We start from the raw sequence: 22,974 nt of genomic DNA, 5'->3' as shown, positions 1-22,974 counted from the left end.
GGGGCCTGAGACAATTCATCCAACGTTCAAGCGTTTCCGCTAGGTTGGCGTCATCGATGCCGAATCCCCTGCCCTCCGCACTGCTGCTGATGCTCGTGGCCCCGGCCCCCGCGGACCCACCGCGCGGGAGCGCGCCGGCACGCGGCTGGGCCATGACGCAGCTGACGATCCGCCAGCGCATCATCATCCGCACACCCAAACAGCCGATCGCGCCGCGCGTCAGCCGCCCGCTCGGCGCGCCGACGATGTTCCCGGTGCCGCCGCGCGTGACCGAGAAGAAAGGGCCGAAATGCGTGCCGATCGAGCGGCTTGCCGGCACCGGCGTGGCGCGCAAGGAAAGCGTCGATCTGTTGCTGACCGACGGCACGATGCTGCGCGCGAAGCTCGACGACGATTGTCCGACGCTGGATTTCTATGCCGGCATGTATCTGAAACCGACGCCCGACGGGCAGCTGTGCGGCAAACGCGACGTGATCCGCGCGCGGTCCGGGCGGGCCTGCCCGATCTCCGGATTCAAGACGCTGAAGCCGAAGAAGTAACACCGGCCGCACCGACCCAGCGCGGGCTGGGTCTCGCGCGGCCCCTGTCCGCCCATGCCGCTTGAGATCCCAGCTTGCGCTGGGATGACGGCGTGAGGAGGGCAATGGCATCTCGGAACCGCCTTTACCTTGACATTTCGCCCTTAATCCGCAAGCGCTTTGCCGGTTGGCATGGTGGCTTCTCCCCTGCCCTAACATCCGGATACTGCATGACCTTCGCCGATCTCGGCCTTTCCGACCCGCTTTTGAAAGCCATCGGCGAATCCGGCTATACCGAGCCGACGCCGATCCAGGCGAGCGCGATTCCCAGCGTGCTGATGATGCGCGATCTCGTCGCCATCGCGCAGACCGGCACGGGCAAGACCGCCGCCTTCGTGCTGCCGATGATCGATATCCTCGGCGAAGGCCGCAGCCGCGCGCGCATGCCGCGTTCGTTGATCCTCGAGCCGACGCGCGAACTGGCCGCGCAGGTGGCGGAGAATTTCGAAAAATACGGCAAATATCACAAGCTGAGCATGGCGCTGCTGATCGGTGGCGTGTCGATGGGCGACCAGCAGAAGGCGCTGGAAAAGGGCGTCGACGTGCTGATCGCCACGCCGGGCCGGCTGATGGATCTGTTCGGGCGCGGCAAGATCATGCTCAACGGCTGCGAATTGCTCGTCATCGACGAGGCCGACCGCATGCTCGACATGGGCTTCATCCCCGATATCGAGGAAATCTGCACCAAGCTGCCCAAGACGCGGCAGACCTTGCTGTTCTCGGCGACGATGCCGCCGCCGATCAAGAAACTGGCCGACAAGTTTCTGTCCAACCCCAAGACGATCGAAGTGGCGCGGCCGGCGACGGCGAACGTCAATATCAAGCAGTGGGTGGTCGCCGTGTCGGCTGCCAAGAAGCGCGACAAATTGACGCAGCTGCTGCGCGCGGAAGACGTGAAGACCGCGATCATCTTCTCCAACCGCAAGACGACGGTGCGCGAGCTCAACAAATCGCTGCAGAAACTCGGGTTTCGCTCGTCGGAGATCCATGGCGACATGGAGCAATCGCAGCGCATCGCCGAGCTCGACCGGTTCAAGGCGGGCGACGTCAATATCCTGGTGGCCAGCGACGTCGCCGCGCGCGGGCTGGATATCAAGGGCGTGAGCCACGTGTTCAATTTCGACGCGCCGTGGCATCCGGACGATTACGTGCACCGCATCGGGCGAACGGGCCGGGCCGGCGCGACCGGCGTAGCGTTCACCCTGGTGACGCCGGACGATGCCGAGAATATCGACAATATCGAAAAGCTGACCGGCATGAAGATCGAGCGCTACGGCGCGACCGATGCGCCGGTCGAGGCGGTCGACGAAGCGGCGCCCGAAGCGGACGCGCCGCGCGAAGAGCGGACCCCGCGGGGCCGTCGTCGGCCGGCGGCGCGTGGTGCCATTGCCGCACCGGCGCCGGTTGAAGCGCCGGTCGAGCGCGAGGTGCAGCCCGAGCGCGAAGCGCGACCGCCACGCGAAGCGCGTGCGCCGCGAGAGGAGCGGCCGGCGCGGGAAGCGAGGCCGGAACGTGAGGCACGTCCCGAGCGCGAACCGCGGCCTGAGCGTGCTGCCCGACCTGAGCGCGAAGAGCGGCCGCAACGCGAAGAACGCCCGGCGCGTCCGCCGCGCGACAGCCGCCCGCCGCGCACCGAGCAGCCTCGTGCGCAGCGCCAGCAACAGGACGAGCCTGATGATGGCGGCTGGAACGGCCCGCTGCCGAGCTTCCTCAACGCCCGGCTGATCGTCGACTGATCATTTAAAGCCCTCCCCTGAAAGGGAGGGCTTTAAAAGTTACGCCGCCGCTTGTGCCGCGGCGATCAGCGCGTCGTCGATCTCCGCGGCGCGCTCGTACGCAGGCCGGGCGAGGATGCGGCCGAGATACGCATCGAATGCGTCGCGCTGCGGCAGCGAGCCGAATTGCTTGCCCCAGGCGATCTGCGAGCCGGCATAGACGTCCGCCGCGGTGAAACGATCGCCGGCGATATAGTCATGCGCGGAGACGGCTTTCTCCAGCACGTCTACCATCAGGTCGAAATTGCCGTAACCGGCCATGCGCCCCTGATCCGCGGTCGGCGCGAAGCCCATCGATTTGTTGGTCACCGCCTGCTCGGCCGGGCCGGCGGCGAAGAACAGCCAGCGATAATAATCGGCGCGCTCGGTGGTCGGCGGGGCCAAGCTCGCCCCGGGAAAGGCATCGGCGAGATAAGCGCAGATCGCCGCGCCTTCGGTGACGACCTTGCCGTCATGGACGATGGCCGGCACCTTGCCCATCGGGTTGATCGCGAGATAGTCGGCGTCCTTCATCGAGCCCGGCCCCGATGGGTCGTAGCCGAGCACCACCGTTTCATACGCCGCGCCGGTTTCCTCGAGCATCCAGCGCGCGATACGGCCACGCGACATCGGATTGGTGTAGAAGGTCAGGCTCATAGGGACGTCCTCCGACTCAGGTCTCAACGGAACATTTGTGGAACAATCCACCGTGCCGCGTCAAGCCGTTACGCCAGCGACGTCTCGAACAGCGCGAGCATCCGACCCCAGGCGCGGTCGGCCTGGGCGGCGTTGTAGACCTTGCTGTCGGGCGGGCACCAGCCGTGCATCGTGCCCTTATAGACCTCGATTTCCGCCGGCAGCTTGGCCGCGGCGAAGGCAGTGCGCAGGCCATCCTTGGCGGTCGGCTCGCGCGCGTCATCATTCTCGGCAATGGCGAACAGATAGGCCGCCTTCATCTTCGGCACCAGCAGATGCGGGCTATCCGGCTTGTCGGTGACCAGGCCACCGCCGTGGAACGAGGCGCCGGCGCGGATGCGGGTCGGGAGCAGCGCGGCGGTGATCATCGTCATCGGCCCGCCCATGCAATAGCCCGTGCTGGCCATGCCACGCTTGGTATCGACCTGCTTCTGCGCATCGAGGAAGGTGGTGAAGGCCTGGGCGTCGCGCGTCGTCGCCTCGGGGGTGAGCAAGGTGCGCCACGGCCCGATCTTCGCGCGGATCTCGGGCTGGTCGAAGGATTCGCCGGCCTTCAGGAACGGCGCCTTGGTGCTGCGGTAGAATTGGTTGACGACGAGCACGGCATAACCGGATTCGGAGAGCCGGTTGGCCATCTGCTGGAAGGCGGGGCGCAGGCCCATAATGTCCGGCCAGATCAGCACGGCGGGATGCTTGCCGCTGGTCGGCGCGACGAAATAGCCGTCGGCGCTACCGTCCGGCGTGGTGATGGTGACGCTCTTGCCCTTCACCGGCTTGGCATTGGCGGGGCTGGGCAGCAGCATGGCGAGCCCGACCGCACCGGCGGCGGCGCCGAATTGGCGGCGGGACAAGCCGGCGAGGAAAGCCGCATTGTCTTCGGCGGTGTGTTCGTCGCACATTGGGATTCTCCGGTGAGTCGTGGGGTGAAGCTAGCGTGTAGGGCCGCCAGCGTCACCCCAGCGAAAGCTGGGGTCTCGTGCGGCTCCGATCGCGTACCAGCCCGGTGAGATCCCAGCTTTCGCTGGGATGACGGAGGATTGGGCGCCGCTCATGCTCAGACGGCGCGGTACCACCAGACGCTGTCGCGCACGTCCTTGACCGCCCTGCCCTCTACTTCCAGCCGGCGCAGATGCGCCAGCGCTTCGCCGGTGGCCATGCCGAGCATATCGGGGCCGATCGCGCGGCGGAACAGGCGGCCGAACACATCCACGGCCCGTTTTCCGTCGCCGAGAAAGGCATGGAGCTCATCGAGCCGCTCGCGATGCTCGCGGTCCATCGCGTCGAGCCGGGCGTGCAGGCCGGTGAACGGGTCGCCGTGGCCGGGCAGGACGAGCAGGTCGGCCGGCAGTTGCTTGAGCTTGGCGATCGAGGCGAACCATTCGCCAAGCGGATCGGCGTTGGGCTCGGTGACGCCGAGCGAGACGTTGGGGCTGATCCGCGGCAGCACCTGATCGCCGGCGATGAGCACGCCCCGCGTCTCGTCGAGCAGACAGGCATGTTCGGGGCTATGGCCGGAGCCGACCACCACGCGCCAGTCGCTGCCGCCGAGCGTCAGCGTGTCGCCATCCTTGAGGCGGGTGTAGCTGAGCGGCAGCGGCGTGACGATGCGGCGGAAACCGGCCCAACCGCGCGCTGCGGCATGCGCGATCTGCTCGTCGCTCCAGCCGCAGCCGATGCGGAACGCGGTGACTTCGCCCGGCACGCTGTCACGCGCATCGGCAACGAGCATCTGCGCGGTGAGCCATTCGCCGCGGGTCATGAGCAGCGGCGCGGCATGGTGATCGCACATCCAGCCGGCCAGGCCGATATGATCGGGGTGCATGTGCGTGCCGATCATCTTGGTGATGCGCACGCCGGCGAGCGGGCCCTTGAAGATCGTCTTCCAGGCGTCGCGCGCGTCGGTGGTGTTCATGCCGGTATCGACCAAGGCGAGGCCGTCGCCACGTTCATCGCTGTCGTCGATCAGCCAGCAGTTCACGTGCTTCAATGGGCCGGGGATGTGCAGGCGGACCCAGCAGATCCCGGGAGCGACGGGCATGACCTCGCCTGGGGCGGGCTCGGCGCCGCCAAAGGGGTAGGTCAGGCCTTTGTGGCTGGTGGGGGCGTTGGCGAAGGTGGGGGCGGGCGCGTTGATCGACATAGGTTGCGAGTAGCAACGGAACGCCGACGGTGCCAACCTTCTTGTTCCCCGGCGGAAGCCGGGGCCCAGTGGCGCAACGCTGGTTGGCGGGCGTTGCGCGCCGTTACAGCGACCTTTCCGACTGGGCCCCGGCCTGCGCCGGGGAACAGTTTAGCGTCGATCGCTCAGCTCTTGAACAGATTCTCCGCGGTGCGCTCGACCGGGGCGGCAACGCCCTCGCCGGCTTCCGCCGCCTCGGCATCGATCGCGGCCTGCGCGCGCTGCTGGCGCAGTTCGGTGATCAGCGCTTCGCGGTCGCCGTCGAGCTTGGTGTCGACCACCGGTTCCAGGCCCGCGGCCTTGCCGGCCTTGGCCACCGCGGCGTCGAGCTCGCGCTGCGTGGTCAGACCCAGGGTGACCGGATCCTTCGGCGTGATGTTGGCGATGTTCCAGTGGCTGCGGTCGCGGATCGCGGCGATCGTGGTGCGGGTCGTGCCGATCAGGATGCCGATCGCGCCGTCGGTGATCTCCGGATGGTTGCGGATGATCCAGGAAATGCCGTCGGGCTTGTCCGAGCGCTTCGACACCGGGGTGTAGCGCGGGCCCTTGGTGCGGCGGACCTGCTCGGGGCCCTTGATGATCTTGAGGCTATATTCGGGATCTTCCTGGCCCTTGTCGATCTCTTCCTGCGTCAGCTCGTGCGCGCGGATCGGATCGCGACCGGTCAGCTTGGTCGCTGCGGTATCGTCGGCAATGGCCTGGATTTCGAGAATGTGCAGGCCGCAAAATTCGGCGATCTGCTCGAACGAGAGCGACGTGTTGTCGACCAGCCACGAGGCGGTGGCATGGGGCATGAGCGGCTGGGCCACGGGAAACTCCTAGAAACAGAAAGGGCCGCCCCTTTCGGAGCGGCCGCGCTGCGCCGTGATGTACTGCTTCTGGCGGGGACTAGCAAGGCGCGTGGTTTTGCCTGGCCTCACGCGGCGAGCGCCTCGGCATAGACCGGGACCAAGGCGGCGAGGAATTGGCGAGCGCTGGCTTCCCAGGTGAAGCCGGCACCGAACGCGGCGCAGGCGGCGCGGTCGCGGGTCAGCGCGCGCGCGATCGCCACGTCGAGATCCTCGTCCATCGCCGCGACCTGCTCGTTGAGCACGTCGATCGGGCCGGTGACGGGATAGGCCGCCACCGGCGTGCCGCAGGCGAGCGCCTCGATCATCACCAGCCCGAACGTGTCGGTGCGGCTGGGGAAGACCAGCACGTCGGCGGCGGCATAGGCGCCCGATAATGCCGCGCCGGCCAGCGGGCCGAGGAACAGCGCATCAGGATATTTCGCTTCGAGCGTGGCGCGCGCCGGGCCGTCGCCGACCACCACCTTGGTGCCGGGATGCGCGCTGCCCAGGAACGCCTCGATATTCTTCTCCACCGCGACGCGGCCGACATGCAGCAGGACCGGGCCGGGCAAGGCGGCGATGGCCGGATCGGGCGGGATAGCGGCCGAGAATGCAGCAATATCGACGCCCCTGCCCCATTCGCGGACATGGGTCAGGCCATGCGCGGCGAGCGTGCCGGCGATCGACGGTGTGGACACCAGGATCGACTGTGCCGGCGTGTGGAACCAGCGGATGTAGCGCCATATCCATTCGGGGTTCACGCCGGTGCGCGCCGCGACATAATCGGGGAATTGCGTGTGATAGGCGGTGGTGAAGGGGAAATCGCGCGCCAGACACCAGCGCCGGGCGGCGAGGCACACCGGGCCCTCGGTCGAGAGATGGATGGCGTGCGGGCCGAACTCCTCGAGCATCCGCCCGACGGCGCTGGTCCGTGCAAAGGCCAGGCGGATCTCCGGATAGGTCGGGCATGGCATCGACGCGAACAGATCGGGCGAGACGATCAGCACGTCATGCCCCTGCGCGCGCAATTCGGCGCTGACCGCCTGCAGCGTGCGCACCACGCCGTTCACCTGCGGGCTCCACGCATCGGTGACGATCGCGATGCGCACCGGGCTCAGGCTGCCAACATCGCGACTTCCGGCGCATCGTCGACGGCGCGCGCGGCGATCTCGTCGGCCCAGTGGAGCAGCTCCATGCGCCCGTCGAAATGCTCGACCAAGGCGGTGCAGCCCTCGACCCAATCGCCGTCATTATAATATTCGATGCCGTCGATATCGCGATATTCGGCGGTGTGGATGTGACCGCACACCACGCCGTCGACGCCGCGATGCGCCGCGGCCTGCGCCACCACTTCCTCGTAATTGGAAATGAACTCGACCGATTTCTTGACCTTGGCCTTGGCGTGCTTGCTCAGCGACCAATACGGCAGGTTGAAGAAGCGGCGATAGGCGTTGAGCCCACGGTTGAGCGCCATCAGCAGATTGTAGGCGGCGTCGCCGACATGCGCGAGCCAGCGATGCGCCAGCGTGATGGCATCGAATTCATCGCCGTGCAGCACGAGCAGCGCGCGCCCGTCGGCGGTATGGTGGATTGCCTGGCGGCGGATTTCGACGCCGCCGAAATCGAGCCCGGCGAACTGGCGGAAGACCTCGTCGTGATTGCCGGGGATATAGACGACGCGGGTGCCGCGGCGGGCGCGCTTGAGCAGGCGCCAGACGACGTCGTTATGCGCCACCGGCCAGTAGAATTTCTTGCGCAGTCGCCAGCCGTCGATGATGTCGCCGACCAAGTATAACGTATCGCTATCGACGTGATCGAGGAAGTCGATCAGCATCTCGGCATTGCAACCGCGCGTGCCGAGATGGACGTCGGAGATCCAGATCGTGCGGAATTGCTGCCGCCCGGAAATGGTACGTTCGGGAATGGACGGCTGAGAGTTCGCGAAATCCGCGAAATCCGTCAGATTGTCCAACCCGATCCTGGTGACGACGCTCATGCTGCCTGCCCCGCATCTTTGCTTGATGCTGCTGCTATGCCGGAACATTGTTACAATTGAGAATTGCGCGGGCATTGTTCCGCGTCAATCGCTAATTTCGGGGCGGGGCGCGGCCCTCGTCGTCCCGGCCTCCGCCGGGACGACGCGCACTACCCCTCCATCACCAGGACGATCTTGCCGACATGGTCGCCGGCTTCCATGCGTTCGTGCGCGTGGGCGGCGTCGGCGAAGGGGAAGGTCCGGTCGATCACCGGCTTCAGCCGACCGGCCTCGACATGCGGCCAGACGGTGCGGGCCAGTTCGTCCGCCACCAGCGTCTTGAACGCGGTGTCGCGCGGGCGCAGCGTCGAGCCGGTCAGCGTCAGGCGGCGGCGCATGATCTCGAACAGCGGGATCGTCGCCTGCGCGCCGCCCTGCACTGCGATCGAGACGTGGCGGCCGTCCTCGGCCAGGCATTGCAGGTTGCGCGGCACATACTCCCCGCCGACCATGTCGAGCACGACCTGCACGCCCTTGCCCGCAGTGATCGCCTTCACGCGCGCGACGAAATCTTCGTCCTTATAGTTGATCGCATGATCCGCGCCGAGCGCCAACGCGGCGGCGCATTTGTCGTCGCTGCCGGCGGTGACGATGATCGTCACGCCGAACAGGTTGCACAGGCCGATGGCCATCGTGCCGATGCCACTGGTCCCGCCGTGAACCAGCACGGTATCGCCTTCGCTGGCATAGCCGCGCTCGAACAAATTGGTCCACACGGTGAACAACGTCTCGGGCATAGCCGCGGCTTCGATCATGCTCAGCGCTTGTGGCACCGGCAGGCACTGGCCCCATGGCGCGACGGCATATTCGGCATAGGCGCCGGCGGTGATCAAGGCGCAGACCGGCTGGCCGATAATCTCCGGCATGACGCCCTCGCCGACCGCCACGATGGTGCCGGCGATTTCCATGCCGAGGATCGAGGAGGCACCCGGCGGCGGCGGATACAGGCCCTTGCGCTGCATCACTTCGGGGCGGTTGACGCCGGCCGCGGCGACGCGGACCAGCACCTCGTCCGGCCCGGGCGTCGGCACCGGGCGCTCCACCAGAATCAAGACGTCGGCGCCACCGGGCGCCTCGGGATCGATCGCCCGCATCGTCTCTGGAATATCGCTCATCGGTTCCGCCCCTAATACGCCGGCGCTATACGATCCTGGCGCGGCGGTTCTTATTGACATCGGCACCCACAGGGTCAACTTTCTTCCCTATGGACCTGGACGAGATTTTCGCCGGCACGCCGGATGACCCGCTGACCGCATTGACGCGGCAGGACCTCGACCCCATGTCTGTTGCAGAACTGGATGCGCGGATCGCGGTCTTGGAGGCCGAGATAGAGCGGACGCGAGGTAAAAAAGACCGCGCCGTTAACCATCGTGCAAGCGCGGACGGCTTATTCAAGCGCCAAGAAGGTTGATGGGGACCTTGGATGCTTCGGCTCACAGGATGGACCGAAGCGTTTTTCAAGTGCTTGATGCGGTCGGCTCGACTTCCGACATAGTAGGAAAGGACTGCGCGTTGTTTGCGGTCCGCTTGGAGTAACCTTCACATGCCGTCTTTCGCCTCTGCGCTGGAAACCACGCTTCACAAGGCGCTCGAAGCCGCGTCGTCGCGGCGCCATGAATATGCCACGCTCGAGCATCTGCTGCTCGCGCTGATCGCCGACGAGCATGCCTCGCAGGTGATGATCTCGTGCGGCGTCGAGCTCGACGAGCTCAAGACCACCGTGGCGCATTATCTCGATACCGAACTCGAAGCGCTGAAAGTGGAGGCGGCGACGGATCCGTCGCCGACCAGCGGCTTCCAGCGTGTCGTGCAGCGCGCCATTCTCCACGTGCAGTCCTCGGGCCGCGATGAAGTGACCGGCGCCAACGTGCTCGTCGCATTGTTCAGCGAGCGCGAGAGCTATGCCGTCTATTTCCTGCAGCAGCAGGATATGAGCCGGCTCGATGCGGTGAGCTTCATTTCCCACGGCGTCGGCAAGGGCGGCGCAGCACCGGAGACGCGCGACGTGAAAGGTGCCGAAGAAGAGAAGCCAGCCAAGCCGGGCGAGAAGGGCAAGAGTGAATCCGCGCTCAAGCAATTCTGCGTCGATCTCAACGAGAAGGCCAAGAACGGCAAGGTCGATCCGCTGATCGGGCGTGGCCCCGAGGTGGATCGCACGGTGCAGATCCTGTGCCGCCGGTCGAAGAACAACCCGCTATATGTCGGCGATCCCGGCGTGGGCAAGACGGCGATCGCCGAGGGTCTGGCGCGCAAGATCGTCGAGGGCGATGTGCCCGAGGTGTTGCTGCCGGCCGTGATCTACTCGCTCGACATGGGCGCGTTGCTGGCCGGCACGCGCTATCGCGGCGATTTCGAGGAGCGACTGAAGGCGGTCGTCACCGAGCTCGAAAAGATGCCCGACGCGATCCTGTTCATCGACGAGATCCACACCGTGATCGGCGCCGGCGCGACCAGCGGCGGGGCGATGGATGCCTCGAACCTGTTGAAGCCGGCTTTGTCCGGCGGCACGATCCGCTGCATCGGTTCGACCACCTACAAGGAGTTCCGCAACCATTTCGAGAAGGACCGCGCGCTGCTGCGGCGCTTCCAGAAGATCGACGTCAACGAACCGACGATCGAGGATACGATCAAGATCCTGACCGGCCTGCGCACCGCGTTCGAAGACCATCATAAGGTGAAATACACGCCCGACGCGATCAAATCGGCAGTGGAGCTGAGTGCGCGCTACATCAACGACCGCAAACTGCCGGACAAGGCGATCGACGTGATCGACGAGGTCGGCGCGATGCAGATGCTGGTGCCGCCGAACAAGCGCAAGCGCACGATCACCACGCGCGAAATCGAAGCCGTGATCGCGACGATGGCGCGCATCCCGCCGAAATCGGTCTCGACCGACGATACCAAGGCGCTGGAATCGCTCGAGACGGATCTCAAGCGCGTCGTGTTCGGGCAGAATGCCGCGATCGAAAAGCTCGCCTCGGCGATCAAGCTGAGCCGTGCTGGCCTGCGTGACCCGGAGAAGCCGATCGGCAATTACCTGTTCACCGGGCCGACCGGCGTGGGCAAGACCGAAGTCGCCAAGCAGCTCGCCACGATCATGGGCATCCCGCTGCAGCGCTTCGACATGTCCGAATATATGGAACGCCATTCGGTCTCGCGGCTGATCGGTGCGCCCCCGGGCTATGTCGGGTTCGATCAGGGCGGCCTGCTGACCGACGCGATCGACCAGCAGCCGCATTCGGTGCTGCTGCTCGACGAGATCGAGAAGGCGCATCCCGATCTGTTCAACATCCTGCTGCAGGTGATGGATAACGGCCGCCTGACCGACCAGCACGGCAAGACGGTCGATTTCCGCAACGTCATCCTGATCATGACGACCAATGCCGGCGCATCGGATATGGCGCGCGAGACATTGGGCTTCGGTCAGCTCACCCGCGAGGGCGAGGACGAGCAGGCGGTGCAGAAGATGTTCACGCCGGAATTCCGCAACCGGCTGGATGCGATCGTGCCGTTCGGCTATTTGCCGACCGAAGTGGTGGCCCGCGTGGTCGACAAGTTCATCCTGCAGCTCGAACTGCAGCTGGCCGATCGCAACGTGCATATCAACTTGGACGACGAATCGAAAGCTTGGCTGACCACCAAGGGTTATGACAAGCTGTACGGCGCCCGCCCGATGGGCCGCCTGATCCAGGAAAAGATCAAGCAGCCGCTGGCCGAGGAATTGCTGTTCGGCAAATTGGTCCATGGCGGCGAGGTCAACGTCAAGATGAAGGACGGCGCGCTGTCGTTCGAAATCACCCCGGCGCCGCCCAAAAAGCCGCGCAAGAAGGGCAAGGCCGAAGCCTTCGAGGCGAAGTAGGCGCGCCTTTTCAATCCTATGCATCGCACGCGGCGCGGTCTCCTCCAGGGGACCGCGCCGTTGCTTTAAGGAGAGCATTGCCTGTCCGCCGGAACCTTTCCGCCGCTACGCATATTTACCTAATCTTCGCTCGCCTGCGCTATCGCCGCGAGCATGTTGCCGTTTCGCCTCTACGCCCTGTTGATCCTGCTGTGCATCGGCATCGCGCCGGCCCAAGCAGAGGTTCGGGCGGGCAAGGTCGGCACCCCGATCGCGATCTGCGTCCGACCCGACGCGCCGGGGCTCGATCCCACCGACCTGCTGCGCACGCCGCGCGGCTTAGATTGCACGACGCCGCAGCGCAATTTCGGGCCGGGCGATTTCTGGGTGGTCAGCCGGCCGTTGCACATCGATACCGATGGCAGCCGCCTGACCGTCCGCGTGGCGAGCGTATGGCAGAAGCGCATGACGCTGTACGCGCTGTATGCCGATGGCGCGCGCGTGAAGATCGCCACCGACGCCTTTGGCGCGACGCGCAACCTGCAGCTCGGCGCGATCATCCAGAACGCGTTGCCGCGCCGCCCCGTCACGCTAACGCGGCTGCTGTGGCACGTCGAAGGCAGCGCCAATGTGCGCGGCATCGTGCTCGCGCCGACCGTCGCCACCGGCCCCCAGGCAGCGACCTCGAACGTCGTGATGGCCGGCATCTACGCCGCGTTCGGCGGCCTGTGCCTGGCCTTGTTGCTATACAATCTCGGCCTCGCCCGCGCGCTGCGCCATGCCTTCCTGCCATTTTATTGCGCGATGATGGCGGGCATGTTGATCTATGCCTTCTCCTCCTCCGGCGCCTTGGCCTGGGCGATGCCGGAAATTGCCAATAACGAGCGGCTGCGGCTCAATTACGTCTTGCTGGCGATGACCGGCGTCGCCGCGATCCTATTCCTGCGGCACATCTTCGAAAATGGCGTGATCCCGCTTTGGCTCGACCGCGTGCTCAACTTATCCTGTATCGTGCTGGCCGTGCCGACGTTGGGCATCGCCCTGCTGGCGCCGTGGCAGTTCCGCCTGCTCGACATGGCCTATTCATTCGGTTTCGCGGTGATGGTGTGCACGGCGATCCCGATGATCGTCTATGCGTGGATCCGCCGCAGCGCCTTCCTGTGGCTGTTCATCATCGCCTGGAGCGCGCCGATCGGCCTTGCCATCATCCGTATCGGGCACGGGCTGAACCTGCTGCCGTATGATTTCTGGATCGACAATTCGACCATCCTGTCGATGGCGTCGGAGGCCCTGCTGTCCAGCCTGGCGATCGCCTATCGTATCCTGCTGATCACGCGCGAGCGCGACGCCGCCCGGGCGCAGGAAATCGCCGCGCACATGCTGGCCGATGCCGATCCGCTGACCGGGCTGATGAACCGCCGCTCGTTCCTGCGCGAGGCGATCGGGCGCGACGGCGACCAGCAATTGCTGCTCCTCGACATCGACCATTTCAAGCGCGTCAACGACACGATCGGCCATGACGGCGGCGACGAGGTGCTGCGGCTGGTGGCGCTTGTATTGCGCGACGCGATCGGCGCCACATCGGTGCTGGCGCGGATCGGCGGGGAGGAATTCGCCATCGTCACGCCGCTCGCCGACGCGCTCGACCCCGATCATGTGCTGGCCGAGCTGCGCGGCGCGCGCATGCCGTTCGACCTCACCGTCACCGCCAGCATCGGCGCCTGCATCGGACCGCTGGCGATCGAAGCCGATTGGAAATCGATGTACTGCGCCGCCGACCTGGCCTTGTTCGACGCCAAGCGCGCCGGGCGCGATCGCGCGCGTAAAGGCGACCCCGCGCTGCATTGCAGCATGGCCGCCGCGTGACCCGGCTTGCCGCCGTCGCGCGCACGAGCTAGCTTCGGCGCAACGGAAGAGGGTGGGTTGCCATGCGTGAACGCCGAATCGGGCTGGGAATTGCTGTCGCGGCCATGCTGTTGCTCGCCGTGCGCCATCCCTCGGCCAATATTCAGATCCTTACGCATGACGCTACGGATCGTGCGCCGATGCGCGTTCAGGCCGCCGTGGACCTCGGCGTGCTGGCGGTTTCGGTGCTGATAACATGGACGAAAAGGCTGGTCTGAACTTGCGGCACGGCGGGCGCCTGCTTACACGATTGTAAATGACTGACCCGATTGCCGCCTGGCAGAACGCGTATCGCCACCCGACCCCGTGGACCACGGTATACCCGCCGCTGTCGATGATCGACCTGTTCGACCAGAGCGTCGCGGCGCATGGCCCCCGCCCGCTGATCGATTTTCTCGGCCGCCGCTACAGCTATGCCCAGACGATGCACGCGGCCAACCGCGTCGCCGCCGGGCTCGCCGCGCTGGGCTATGGCCCGGGCGACCGGATCGGGTTGTTCCTGCCCAACGTGCCGCACTATCTCGCCGCATATTACGGCATCCTGAAACTGGGTGCGACGGTGGTGAACTTCTCGCCGCTCTATACGGTCGACGAACTCGCCCATCAGGTGACGGATTCGGGCACCAAATTGCTGTTCGCCGTATCGGCCAAGGCAGTGCTGCCGACCGCGCTGAAAGTGCTCGAACAGAGCGGGCTCGAGCGGCTGGTGGTCGGCTCGGTCGCCGGCGCGCTGCCGCCCGGCAAATCGCTGCTGTACCGCCTGTTCAAGCGCAAGGAGACGGCCGCACGGCCGAATGATCCGCGCATCATCGCCTTCTCCAAGCTGATCGCCAATGACGGCAAGCATGCGACGCCGCCGATCAATCCGCTCGAGGACGTGGCGCTGATCCAATATACCGGCGGCACCACCGGCGTGCCCAAGGGCGCGATGCTGACGCACCAGAATCTCTCGGCCAATGCGCGCCAGGTGATGGGCATCGATCCGCATCCCGGCGAGCCGGACCGCATCCTCGGCGTGCTGCCGCTATTCCACGTCTTCGCCAATACCTGCGTGCTCAACCGCACCGTGCTCAACGGCGGGTCGATCGTCATGCTGCCGCGCTTCGATGCCGGGCAGGTGCTCGCCGCGCTGGAACGGACCAAGGCGACCTCGCTGCCCGGCGTGCCGACAATGTACCAGGCGCTGCTCGATCATCCCAAGGCCGCCGGCACCGACTTTTCGTCGCTGCGCGTGTGCATCTCGGGCGGCGCACCGCTGTCGGCGGAACTCAAGGCCAAGTTCGAGGCGGCGACCGGCGCGACCGTGGTCGAAGGCTATGGCCTGTCGGAAAGCTCGGGCGTGGTCTCGGCCAATCCCTATGAGGGTGCAGGCAAGCCCGGCAGCATCGGCCAGCCGATCCCGGCGACCGAAGTGCGACTGGTCGACAAGGGCGATCCCACGCTCCCCGCGCCGGAGGGCGAGCCGGGCGAAGTGATCGTGCAGGGGCCGCAGATCATGAAGGGCTATTGGGGCAAGCCCGATGCCAATAACGAGGTCTTCGTTCCGTTCGCGAATCGGGACGGCTGGCTGCGCACCGGCGATGTCGGCGTGATCGACGAAGACGGTTTCATCCGCATCGTCGATCGGCTAAAGGACATGATCGCGGTCAGCGGTTTCAAGGTCTTCCCGAGCCAGATCGAGGCGATCCTGCATCACCACGAGGCGGTCAAGGAGGCGATGGTGATCGGCCTGCCCGACGCCTATCGCGGCGAGCAACCGCGCGCCTATGTGACGCTGAACGACGGCATCGTGGTGACGCCAGAGGCGTTGCGCGACTGGCTCAACCCGCAACTCGGGCGGCATGAACGGGTCGATCAGGTGGTGATCCGGCTGAGCATGCCCAAGACGATGATCGGCAAATTGAGCCGCAAGGATTTGGTCGCCGAGGTGATGGCGGAGGGGGTCTGACCGCATCCCCCTGACTCACCGTCATCCCAGCGGAAGCTGGGATGACGACGTAAGAGGCTAGCGTCAGGCCGCGGTAATCGCCTGCCCGGTCGCCAGCCGCTCGCCGCGCGTGACGATCACCTTGTCGCCGAGCTTGACCACGCCGAACACTTTCTTGGCGAATGCGGTCGGCACGCCGATGCAGCCGTGCGTGACATAGCCGTCGCCGACTTCGCTGCCATGGATCGAGATGCCGTCATTGGTCAGCCGCAGCATGTACGGCATCGGCGCGTCGTACAGGTTGGAGACGTGATCGGCGTCCTTCTGCGTGATCGGGAAGATGCCGAGCGGGGTCGGCGTGGTGTCGCTGCCATAGATGATCACCGCCGTGCCGATCTCATAGCCGGCGCGGAACACCGATACGGTCTGCGCGGCGAGATCGACCGTGACGACGACCGGGCCGGTGGCGGGGGCGTGGCTCTCGTCCCAATAGGAATCGCCTTGCCGCATCGGGCCATCGACCGTCAGGATGCCCTTGACGACATAGCCTGAATCGGGCGCGGCGACCGCGGCAGCCGGCTTCGACGCGAGCGCGACGGGTTGGGCTTTGGGCTTGGCCTTGGGCTGGGCGACGGGCGGTGCGGCGGCCACTGTCGGCTCGGGCAGGTTCGCCGCCACCGCCATCAGCCCGACGCCGCCGAGCAGGCATGCGGCAAGCGTACCGGCAAGGAGACGCGTGCCGAGGCCGTGGCCGATCATGCCGGAGAATCGTGTGCTGCCCATGGCGCCTGATTACGCAAACCAGCGGCTGAGTGAAGCCGCTGTTTTCGGTCGTGCCGGGGCGGGACGGCTGAAAGCGGCGTTAATGGGTGCCATCGCGCGTCACCCCAGCGAATGCTGGGGTGACGCTTAAGGCCTATCCAACCACCGTCTTCAAATTCATGAATTCGTGCAATCCGTACGGCCCCAATTCCCGCCCATGGCCGGAGCGCTTGATCCCGCCGAACGGCGCTTCGGGGCTGCTCGCCAGCATCTGGTTGACCGCGGTCATGCCGGCCTCGATCTCGCGTTCGAAGCGCTCGCGCTCGTCGGCGTCTTTGGTCCACACCGACGAGCCCAGCCCGAACGGCACGTCGTTGGCCAATGCGATCGCCGCGTCGATATCGTCCGCCTTGAACAGCATCGCCACCGGGCCGAACAGTTCCTCCTTGGCCACGGCATGATCGATCGGCACGTCGATCAGGATGCCAGCGGACATGAAGGCCCCCCTCCCCGGCAATGCCGCGCCGCCAAACAGCAATTTGCCGCCCTCCTTCTCGATCATGGCGATCTGGTCGAGCACGGTCTGGCGCTGCTCCTCGCTCGACAGCGGGCCCATGTCGGTGCCCGAGTCCATCGGATCGCCGGCCTTGACCGCCTGCATGCCGGCCGAGAATTTCTGCAGGAACGCCTCATAGACGTCGGCATGCACGATCATGCGCTTGGCGCAAATGCACGATTGCCCGCTATTCTGGATCCGCGCGGTCACCGCGGTCTTGGCCGCCAGATCGAGATCGGCCGAGGGCATGACGATGAACGGATCGGAGCCGCCCAGTTCGAGCACGACCTTCTTGAGCGCGCGGCCGGCGGCCTCGGCCACCTTCATGCCGGCGCCTTCACTGCCGGTGAGCGTCACCGCGGCGATGCGATCGTCGGCGATCAGCGCCTCCACCTTATCGGACTTGATCGCGAGGTTCTGGAACACGCCCGCCGGCGCACCGGCGGCGATGACCATTTCCTCGATCGCCGCGCCGACGCCCTGCACGCTGGACGCGTGCTTCAGCAGCCCGACATTGCCCGCCATGATCGTCGGCGCGAGAAAGCGCACCACCTGCCAATAGGGGAAGTTCCACGGCATGATTGCCAGCACCGGGCCGATCGGCAGCCAGCGCGCGGTGGCCTTGCCCGCCGAGGTAGCGAACTCACGCGAGGCGAGCATCGCCGGGCCTTCCTGCGCATAATGGCGGAAGCCGACGGCGCATTTCTCGATCTCGGCCAGCGCCGATTTCAGCGTCTTGCCCATTTCGCGCACGGCGATTTCAGCGAGGCGCTGGCGATTGGCGTCGAACTGCTCGGCGATCGCCTCGAGCAAGGCGGTGCGCGTGGCGTAATCGGTCGCGCGCCAGGACCTGTAGGCGTCGGCGGCGCGCTGCACGCGGGTCTCGATCTCGTCCGCGGTCAGTTCGGCGAAACTCTCGCCGGGCGCGCCGGTGGCGGGGTTGATGCTGGTAAACATATTGGGCTCCTGAAGGGTCGGTCGCTCAACGCGCGACTTATCCTAAAAGCCCCTCCCCTAAAGGCGGGGGCGTTGGCTTGTGAGTCCCCCCGCGCTTGACCCCCATCGCCCGCACAGGCCATAGCGCGGCCATGGAAATTCCCCCCGTTCAAACTCCCGTCGAAGACCTGTCGTTCGAAGCGGCGTTGCGTGAGCTGGAGGCGATCGTCGGTCGGCTCGAATCCGGCGACGAGCCGCTGGAAGGCGCGATCGCCTTGTACGAGCGCGGCGACAAATTGCGGCTGCGCTGCAAGGAGCGGCTCGATGCCGCGCAATCGCGCATCGAATCGATCCGCACCGATGCCGACGGCCGCGCTGCCGGCACCCAGCCCTTTGCCGCAGGCTGACGTGGTGGGGGGAGCGTCACCAGCGTTGCAGGCGGCACTGGCCGAGGTTGCGCGCGATATCGACGCGCGCTTCGACGCGCTGCTCGACGTGCCCACCGACCCGCGCGCCGATCTGTACCGTGCGATGCGCCATGCCGCGATCGGCGGCGGGAAAAGGTTGCGGCCGTTGCTGGTCCAGGCGACGGCGCAATTGTTCGGCGTCGACCGCGACTGTGCCGGGCGGGCGGGCCTCGCGATCGAATGCATCCATGTCTATTCGCTGATCCATGACGATCTGCCGGCGATGGACGATGATGACATGCGCCACGGTAAACCCGCCGCGCATATCGCGTTCGGCGAGGCGACTGCGATCCTGGCCGGCGATTGCCTGCACGCGCTGGCGTTCGACGTGCTGGCCGATCCCGCGACGCATGCCGATCCGTTCGTCCGTGTCGAACTGATCGCCGATCTCGCCCGCGCCTCCGGCCCGAACGGCATGGCCGGCGGGCAGATGATGGACCTCGAAGCCGAGAAATCGAGCTTCGACCTGCCCACCGTCACGCGGTTGCAGGCGATGAAGACCGGTGCGCTGATCGCCGCCTCGGTCGAGGCCGGCGCGATCTTGGGGCGCTTGCCGATCGAGGGACGCACGGGTCTGCGCGGTTATGCGCGCGACCTTGGCCTCGCCTTCCAGATCGCCGACGATATTCTCGACGTCGAAGGCGACCAGGCATTGGCCGGCAAGGCGCTGCGCAAGGACGAAGCGGCGGGCAAGGAGACGTTCCTGTCGCTGCTCGGCCTCGATCGCGCACGCGCGCAATTGCGCATGCTGGTCGATCAGGCGATCGCGCATCTGCACGCCTATGGCGCGGAAGCGGATTTGTTGCGCGATATCGCCCGCTTCGTGATGGCGCGGGATCATTGACCTTTCCGTCACCCCAGCGAAAGCTGGGGTATCTATGGGGCGAGCGTCACGTTCTCCCCACGAAGATCCCAGCGTTCGCTGGGATGACGGTTCAGGATTGGGGAGCTAAACCATGACCACCCGCATCGGCGTCTATCCCGGCACGTTCGACCCCATCACGCTCGGCCATACCGACATCATCCGGCGTGGCGCGAAGCTAGTCGATCGGCTGGTCGTCGGCGTCACCACCAATGCCTCCAAATCGCCGATGTTCAGCATCGCGGAGCGCATGGCCATGGTGCGCCGCGAGATCGAGGAGATTGGCGGCGATATCGAAGTGGTCAGTTTCGATTCGCTGCTGATGGATTTCGCGGAGAAGCAAGGCGCCAAGGTGATCGTGCGGGGCCTGCGCGCGGTGGCCGATTTCGAATATGAATATCAGATGGCGGGGATGAACCAGCAGATCAATCCGCGCGTCGAAACCGTGTTCCTGATGGCCGATGTCGCGCTGCAGCCGATCGCCAGCCGGCTGGTCAAGGAGATCGCGCTGTATGGCGGCGATATCACCAAGTTCGTGCCGCCGCGCGTATCGGACGAGGTGATTGCCCGGGTCGGCCAGATTGGTCGCAAAGGCAGCTGAACGGGCGACTGACGTTCAGATTGGCGCAAGCCGGGATTTGCTCTAGACGCCGCACTTGCTGCCGAAATTTTCGCGGGGATATGATGCGTTCGATTGCCACCATGATTGCGTTTGCGTGCGCGCTGTTTGCCGCCCCGGTAATGGCCCAGCAGCCGGCCCCGGAAAAGGCCGCGCCGCTGAAGAATGTCGAATCCCCCGTGGTCTTCGCGCCGCGCATCGCGCCGGCCTCGGCGACCGACCCCGAAAATCTGCTGTATCTCGATCTGTCGACCGGCGGCCGCGTGGTCATCTGGCTGCGCGGCGACGCCGCGCCGAAGATGGTCGAGCGGGTCAAGACGCTGACTCGCCAGCATTTCTATGACGGCCTGCCGTTCCACCGCGTGATCGAGGGCTTCATGGCGCAGGGCGGCGATCCCAAGGGCGACGGCACCGGCGGCTCCGCGCTGCCCGATCTGCCGGCCGAGTTCAATTATCTGCCGCACGTCCGCGGCGCCGTCTCCGCCGCCCGCGCGGACAAGCCGGACAGCGCCAACAGCCAGTTCTTCATCGTTTTCCAGCCGCGGCTCAGCCTCGACAAGAAATACACCGTGTTCGGCCGCGTGATCGAAGGCATGCAATATGTCGACGCGATCGAGCGTGGCGAGCCGCCGGTGAACCCCTCGAAGATCGTCCATGCCTATATCGCCGCGGATGGCCCGCCGGCTTACGCGCCCGCCCCGGTCGCAGCCCCGACGCCGCTGCCGCTGCCGACGGCCAAGCCGGTGGCGAAGAAGCCCGCCCCCAAGAAGTAATCAAGCGCCCCGCTCGCGGGCGGGGACCCACGCCATGAACGTCGATCTGTTCGATTTCCTCTTGCCGCCCGAGCGCATCGCGTTGCGCCCGGCTTCCCCGCGCGATGCTGCGCGCCTGCTGGTGCTTGACGGCGCCGAGACGCGCGACTGCCATGTCGGCGATCTGCCCGCGCAATTGCGCCGCGGCGACCTGCTGGTGTTCAACGATACGCGCGTCATCCCGGCGCAGCTCGAAGGCACCCGGGGAGACGCCAAGATCGGCGCGACCTTGCACAAGCGCGAGGGGCCGCGCCGCTGGCGCGCGTTCGTGCGCAACGCCAAGCGGCTGCGCGACGGCGACAGCGTCGATTTCGGCCATGGCGTATCGGCGATCGCTTCGGACAAACTGGCGGACGGCAGCGTCGCGCTGACCTTCGCTGGCGACGAGCCGGTCGAACTGTTGCTCGACCGCGCCGGCCGCATGCCGCTGCCGCCCTATATCGCCGCCAAGCGCCCCGCCGATGCCAGCGACCTCGACGATTACCAGACGATGTTCGCCGCGGAAAAAGGCGCCGTCGCCGCGCCCACGGCGGCGCTGCATTTCACACCCGAGCTGATCGCCGCGCTGGAGGCGGGCGGCATCGGCCATGCCACGCTGACGCTGCATGTCGGCGCAGGCACCTTCCTGCCGGTCAAGGCGGAGGATACCGATGCGCATCAGATGCACGCCGAATGGGGCCGGATCGACGCGGCGACCGCCGACCGGCTCAACGCCACGCGCGCCGCCGGTGGCCGGGTGATCGCGGTCGGCACGACAAGCTTGCGGCTGATCGAGAGCGCCAGCGGGGAGGACGATATCGTCCGCCCGTTCGAGGGCGACACGGCGATTTTCATCACGCCGGGCTATCGCTTCCGCGGGATCGACGGGCTGATGACCAATTTCCACCTGCCCCGCTCGACCCTGTTCATGCTGGTCTCAGCGCTGATGGGCCGCGAGCGCATGCAGGCGGCCTATGCGCATGCCATCGACAGTGGCTATCGCTTCTATAGCTATGGGGATGCCAGCCTGTTGCTGCCGACGAAGGACATGTGATGCTGCTCGCTGCCCTATTGCTCGCCACCGCCCAGCAACCCGCGCCGCCGCCGGTGGCGCCAGGCGCCAAGCCGCAGCCGTTCGCCTCGATCGTGGTCGAGCCGGCAGCGATGCTGATCGCGGCATGCGACGCCGATAACGACGCGGTCGTGACGCGGGCGGAACTGCACGCCTGTCTCGCGCGCAGCTTTGCCGGCGTGGCGCAAGGCAAGGCCGATATCGGCTATATCGGCTATGGCGACTGGGCGCTGCGCTGGCTCGGCGACGCCAACGCACTGCCCAGCCAATATGGCGTCGACACCGATAATGACGACCGCATCACGCTCGCCGAACTGAGCGCGGAATTCGATCGGCTGTTCGACCGCTACGATAGCGACAAGAATGGGTCGCTCACCCGCGCGGAACTGCTGACGATCCGCAGCGCTCTCCCGCCGCGCCCACCGGGCAAGCGCCGCTAGCAGGCGATCGCCGCAACGTGGCCAGCGGCTGCGTATGCAAGGATTTTGCTGTCGCGCGTGACGAGCGGGATGTTCATCGCCCGTGCTGTCGCCACCAGCAACCGGTCGGCCGGATCGCGGTGAAAGGCGCCCGGCAAGACCGCCGAGTCGATCGCGATATCGGGCGTCAGCGCCGCCGGCCTGATGCCCGGCGCGGACATCATTTGCGCGAACCAAGCGTTGGCGTTCGGCGCGAACGGGTTGGCGACCTTGGCGGCGGCGGCCAGCAACCCGATCTCCCATGCGGAGACCGGCGACACGAAAACACCGTCGGCCAGGCCGGCGTGGCGAATGTCCTTCCACGCCTCCGCAGCGATCGGACTGCGATTGCCGAGCCAGATCAATGCACAGGTATCGAGCAGCACGGCCGCCGGGTGCGGCCCCGACCTTGCCGTCATGTCGGCAAGGTTGGCGACCATTCGGCCATGTCGATCACCGGCTGGGTCAGATCGATATCCGCCGGCAACGTGACGCTTCCTGCCAGAAATCCGAACAGGCTATCGATATCCTGTTGCTGCACCGGTGGCGGCCCGATCTGCGCCACGGGGCGGCCATGTCGCGTCACTGTCACGCCGGCGAGGCGATGATCGGCGATCTGGTTGAAGAGGTCGAGGCACTTGGCCTTGAACTCGCTGACCGACATCTCAATCGTCGCACGCATCGTCCGGTCCCGGCCACGAAGAATATT

The 22,974-nt window shown here is 66.1% G+C and carries 24 protein-coding genes; 13 read left to right on the top strand and 11 right to left on the bottom strand.

Translation table 11 applies throughout. From position 1 onward, the window contains the following. Positions 1–56 precede the first annotated feature (56 nt). Both U1739_RS11615 and U1739_RS11610 read left to right on the top strand, forming a co-directional pair. The gene (locus U1739_RS11615) at positions 57–539 is read left to right on the top strand and encodes a hypothetical protein (protein ID WP_332708180.1); all 483 of its coding nucleotides are present in this window, start codon (positions 57–59) and stop codon (positions 537–539) included. A 209-nt stretch (positions 540–748) separates the two neighbouring features. Continuing rightward, entirely contained in the window at positions 749–2,314 is a 1,566-nt protein-coding gene (locus U1739_RS11610; protein WP_332708179.1) for a DEAD/DEAH box helicase, read from the top strand. Positions 2,315–2,353: 39 nt separating this feature from the next. Here the strand turns inward: U1739_RS11610 and U1739_RS11605 are convergent, their stop codons facing one another. From U1739_RS11605 to U1739_RS11575, 7 genes are all read right to left on the bottom strand, one after another. Continuing rightward, positions 2,354–2,989: a glutathione S-transferase family protein gene (locus U1739_RS11605; RefSeq protein WP_332708177.1), complete on the bottom strand. Its 636-nt coding sequence runs from the start codon at positions 2,987–2,989 to the stop codon at positions 2,354–2,356. 68 nt (positions 2,990–3,057) lie between these two features. Further along, positions 3,058–3,927 (bottom strand): dienelactone hydrolase family protein, encoded by an 870-nt coding sequence (locus U1739_RS11600; protein WP_332708175.1) that lies wholly within the window; start codon positions 3,925–3,927, stop codon positions 3,058–3,060. 155 nt (positions 3,928–4,082) lie between these two features. Then, entirely contained in the window at positions 4,083–5,066 is a 984-nt protein-coding gene (locus U1739_RS11595) for an MBL fold metallo-hydrolase (protein WP_332708173.1), read from the bottom strand. A 266-nt stretch (positions 5,067–5,332) separates the two neighbouring features. Continuing rightward, the gene (locus U1739_RS11590) at positions 5,333–6,016 is read right to left on the bottom strand and encodes a cell cycle transcriptional regulator TrcR (RefSeq protein WP_332708171.1); all 684 of its coding nucleotides are present in this window, start codon (positions 6,014–6,016) and stop codon (positions 5,333–5,335) included. A gap of 107 nt (positions 6,017–6,123) precedes the next feature. Further along, on the bottom strand, positions 6,124–7,146 hold the full coding sequence (locus tag U1739_RS11585; protein WP_332708169.1) for a glycosyltransferase family 4 protein: 1,023 nt from the start codon (positions 7,144–7,146) through the stop codon (positions 6,124–6,126). A 5-nt stretch (positions 7,147–7,151) separates the two neighbouring features. After that, positions 7,152–8,033 carry a UDP-2,3-diacylglucosamine diphosphatase gene (locus U1739_RS11580; RefSeq protein WP_332708168.1) on the bottom strand — a complete coding sequence of 294 codons (882 nt, stop codon included), beginning with the start codon at positions 8,031–8,033 and terminating at the stop codon, positions 7,152–7,154. Between the two features lie 149 nt (positions 8,034–8,182). Then, a complete protein-coding gene (locus U1739_RS11575; RefSeq protein WP_332708167.1) occupies positions 8,183–9,187 on the bottom strand; it encodes an NAD(P)H-quinone oxidoreductase in 1,005 nt (334 codons plus the stop codon). An 89-nt stretch (positions 9,188–9,276) separates the two neighbouring features. Here U1739_RS11575 and U1739_RS11570 point away from each other — a divergent pair, with 89 nt between their 5' ends. The 5 genes from U1739_RS11570 to U1739_RS11550 all read left to right on the top strand — a co-directional run bounded on the left by U1739_RS11570 (position 9,277) and on the right by U1739_RS11550 (position 15,763). Then, positions 9,277–9,483: a DUF1192 domain-containing protein gene (locus U1739_RS11570; protein WP_332708165.1), complete on the top strand. Its 207-nt coding sequence runs from the start codon at positions 9,277–9,279 to the stop codon at positions 9,481–9,483. A 132-nt stretch (positions 9,484–9,615) separates the two neighbouring features. Further along, the gene (clpA, locus tag U1739_RS11565; protein ID WP_332708163.1) at positions 9,616–11,931 is read left to right on the top strand and encodes an ATP-dependent Clp protease ATP-binding subunit ClpA; all 2,316 of its coding nucleotides are present in this window, start codon (positions 9,616–9,618) and stop codon (positions 11,929–11,931) included. Positions 11,932–12,084: 153 nt separating this feature from the next. After that, complete coding sequence (locus tag U1739_RS11560) at positions 12,085–13,776, top strand: GGDEF domain-containing protein (RefSeq protein ID WP_332708161.1); 1,692 nt, start codon at positions 12,085–12,087, stop codon at positions 13,774–13,776. 62 nt (positions 13,777–13,838) lie between these two features. Further along, positions 13,839–14,033, top strand: a complete 195-nt coding sequence (locus tag U1739_RS11555) for a hypothetical protein (protein WP_332708159.1) — start codon at positions 13,839–13,841, stop codon at positions 14,031–14,033. 38 nt (positions 14,034–14,071) lie between these two features. Then, complete coding sequence (locus tag U1739_RS11550) at positions 14,072–15,763, top strand: long-chain-fatty-acid--CoA ligase (RefSeq protein ID WP_332708157.1); 1,692 nt, start codon at positions 14,072–14,074, stop codon at positions 15,761–15,763. Positions 15,764–15,826: 63 nt separating this feature from the next. Here the strand turns inward: U1739_RS11550 and U1739_RS11545 are convergent, their stop codons facing one another. Continuing rightward, a complete protein-coding gene (locus tag U1739_RS11545; RefSeq protein WP_332708155.1) occupies positions 15,827–16,525 on the bottom strand; it encodes a L,D-transpeptidase family protein in 699 nt (232 codons plus the stop codon). Positions 16,526–16,658: 133 nt separating this feature from the next. After that, on the bottom strand, positions 16,659–18,017 hold the full coding sequence (locus tag U1739_RS11540; protein WP_332708153.1) for an NAD-dependent succinate-semialdehyde dehydrogenase: 1,359 nt from the start codon (positions 18,015–18,017) through the stop codon (positions 16,659–16,661). A gap of 131 nt (positions 18,018–18,148) precedes the next feature. On the opposite strand from U1739_RS11540, the gene U1739_RS11535 reads away from it, so the two are divergent. The 6 genes from U1739_RS11535 to U1739_RS11510 all read left to right on the top strand — a co-directional run bounded on the left by U1739_RS11535 (position 18,149) and on the right by U1739_RS11510 (position 22,247). Next, positions 18,149–18,403: an exodeoxyribonuclease VII small subunit gene (locus tag U1739_RS11535; protein ID WP_332708151.1), complete on the top strand. Its 255-nt coding sequence runs from the start codon at positions 18,149–18,151 to the stop codon at positions 18,401–18,403. 4 nt (positions 18,404–18,407) lie between these two features. Then, positions 18,408–19,307, top strand: coding sequence for a polyprenyl synthetase family protein (locus tag U1739_RS11530; protein ID WP_332708149.1), 900 nt, complete (start codon positions 18,408–18,410; stop codon positions 19,305–19,307). Between the two features lie 112 nt (positions 19,308–19,419). Further along, the gene (gene coaD / locus U1739_RS11525; protein WP_332708148.1) at positions 19,420–19,926 is read left to right on the top strand and encodes a pantetheine-phosphate adenylyltransferase; all 507 of its coding nucleotides are present in this window, start codon (positions 19,420–19,422) and stop codon (positions 19,924–19,926) included. A gap of 83 nt (positions 19,927–20,009) precedes the next feature. Further along, the gene (locus U1739_RS11520; protein ID WP_443025543.1) at positions 20,010–20,717 is read left to right on the top strand and encodes a peptidylprolyl isomerase; all 708 of its coding nucleotides are present in this window, start codon (positions 20,010–20,012) and stop codon (positions 20,715–20,717) included. A gap of 34 nt (positions 20,718–20,751) precedes the next feature. Beyond that, complete coding sequence (gene queA / locus U1739_RS11515; protein ID WP_332708144.1) at positions 20,752–21,789, top strand: tRNA preQ1(34) S-adenosylmethionine ribosyltransferase-isomerase QueA; 1,038 nt, start codon at positions 20,752–20,754, stop codon at positions 21,787–21,789. Continuing rightward, positions 21,789–22,247: an EF-hand domain-containing protein gene (locus U1739_RS11510; RefSeq protein WP_332708142.1), complete on the top strand. Its 459-nt coding sequence runs from the start codon at positions 21,789–21,791 to the stop codon at positions 22,245–22,247. The genes queA and U1739_RS11510 overlap by 1 nt, the downstream gene beginning before the upstream one ends. Here U1739_RS11510 and U1739_RS11505 read toward each other — a convergent pair. Together U1739_RS11505 and U1739_RS11500 are read right to left on the bottom strand one after the other, a co-directional pair. Then, a complete protein-coding gene (locus U1739_RS11505; protein WP_332708140.1) occupies positions 22,244–22,705 on the bottom strand; it encodes a type II toxin-antitoxin system VapC family toxin in 462 nt (153 codons plus the stop codon). The genes U1739_RS11510 and U1739_RS11505 overlap by 4 nt on opposite strands. After that, positions 22,681–22,947, bottom strand: a complete 267-nt coding sequence (locus U1739_RS11500) for a type II toxin-antitoxin system Phd/YefM family antitoxin (RefSeq protein WP_332708138.1) — start codon at positions 22,945–22,947, stop codon at positions 22,681–22,683. Before U1739_RS11500 ends, U1739_RS11505 begins: the two co-directional genes overlap by 25 nt. Positions 22,948–22,974: the final 27 nt, after the last annotated feature.

The sequence above is a fragment of the Parasphingomonas puruogangriensis genome (assembly GCF_036663635.1).
Taxonomy (GTDB): Bacteria; Pseudomonadota; Alphaproteobacteria; order Sphingomonadales; family Sphingomonadaceae; genus Sphingomonas.
This window is presented reverse-complemented; position numbering and strand designations above follow the sequence as displayed.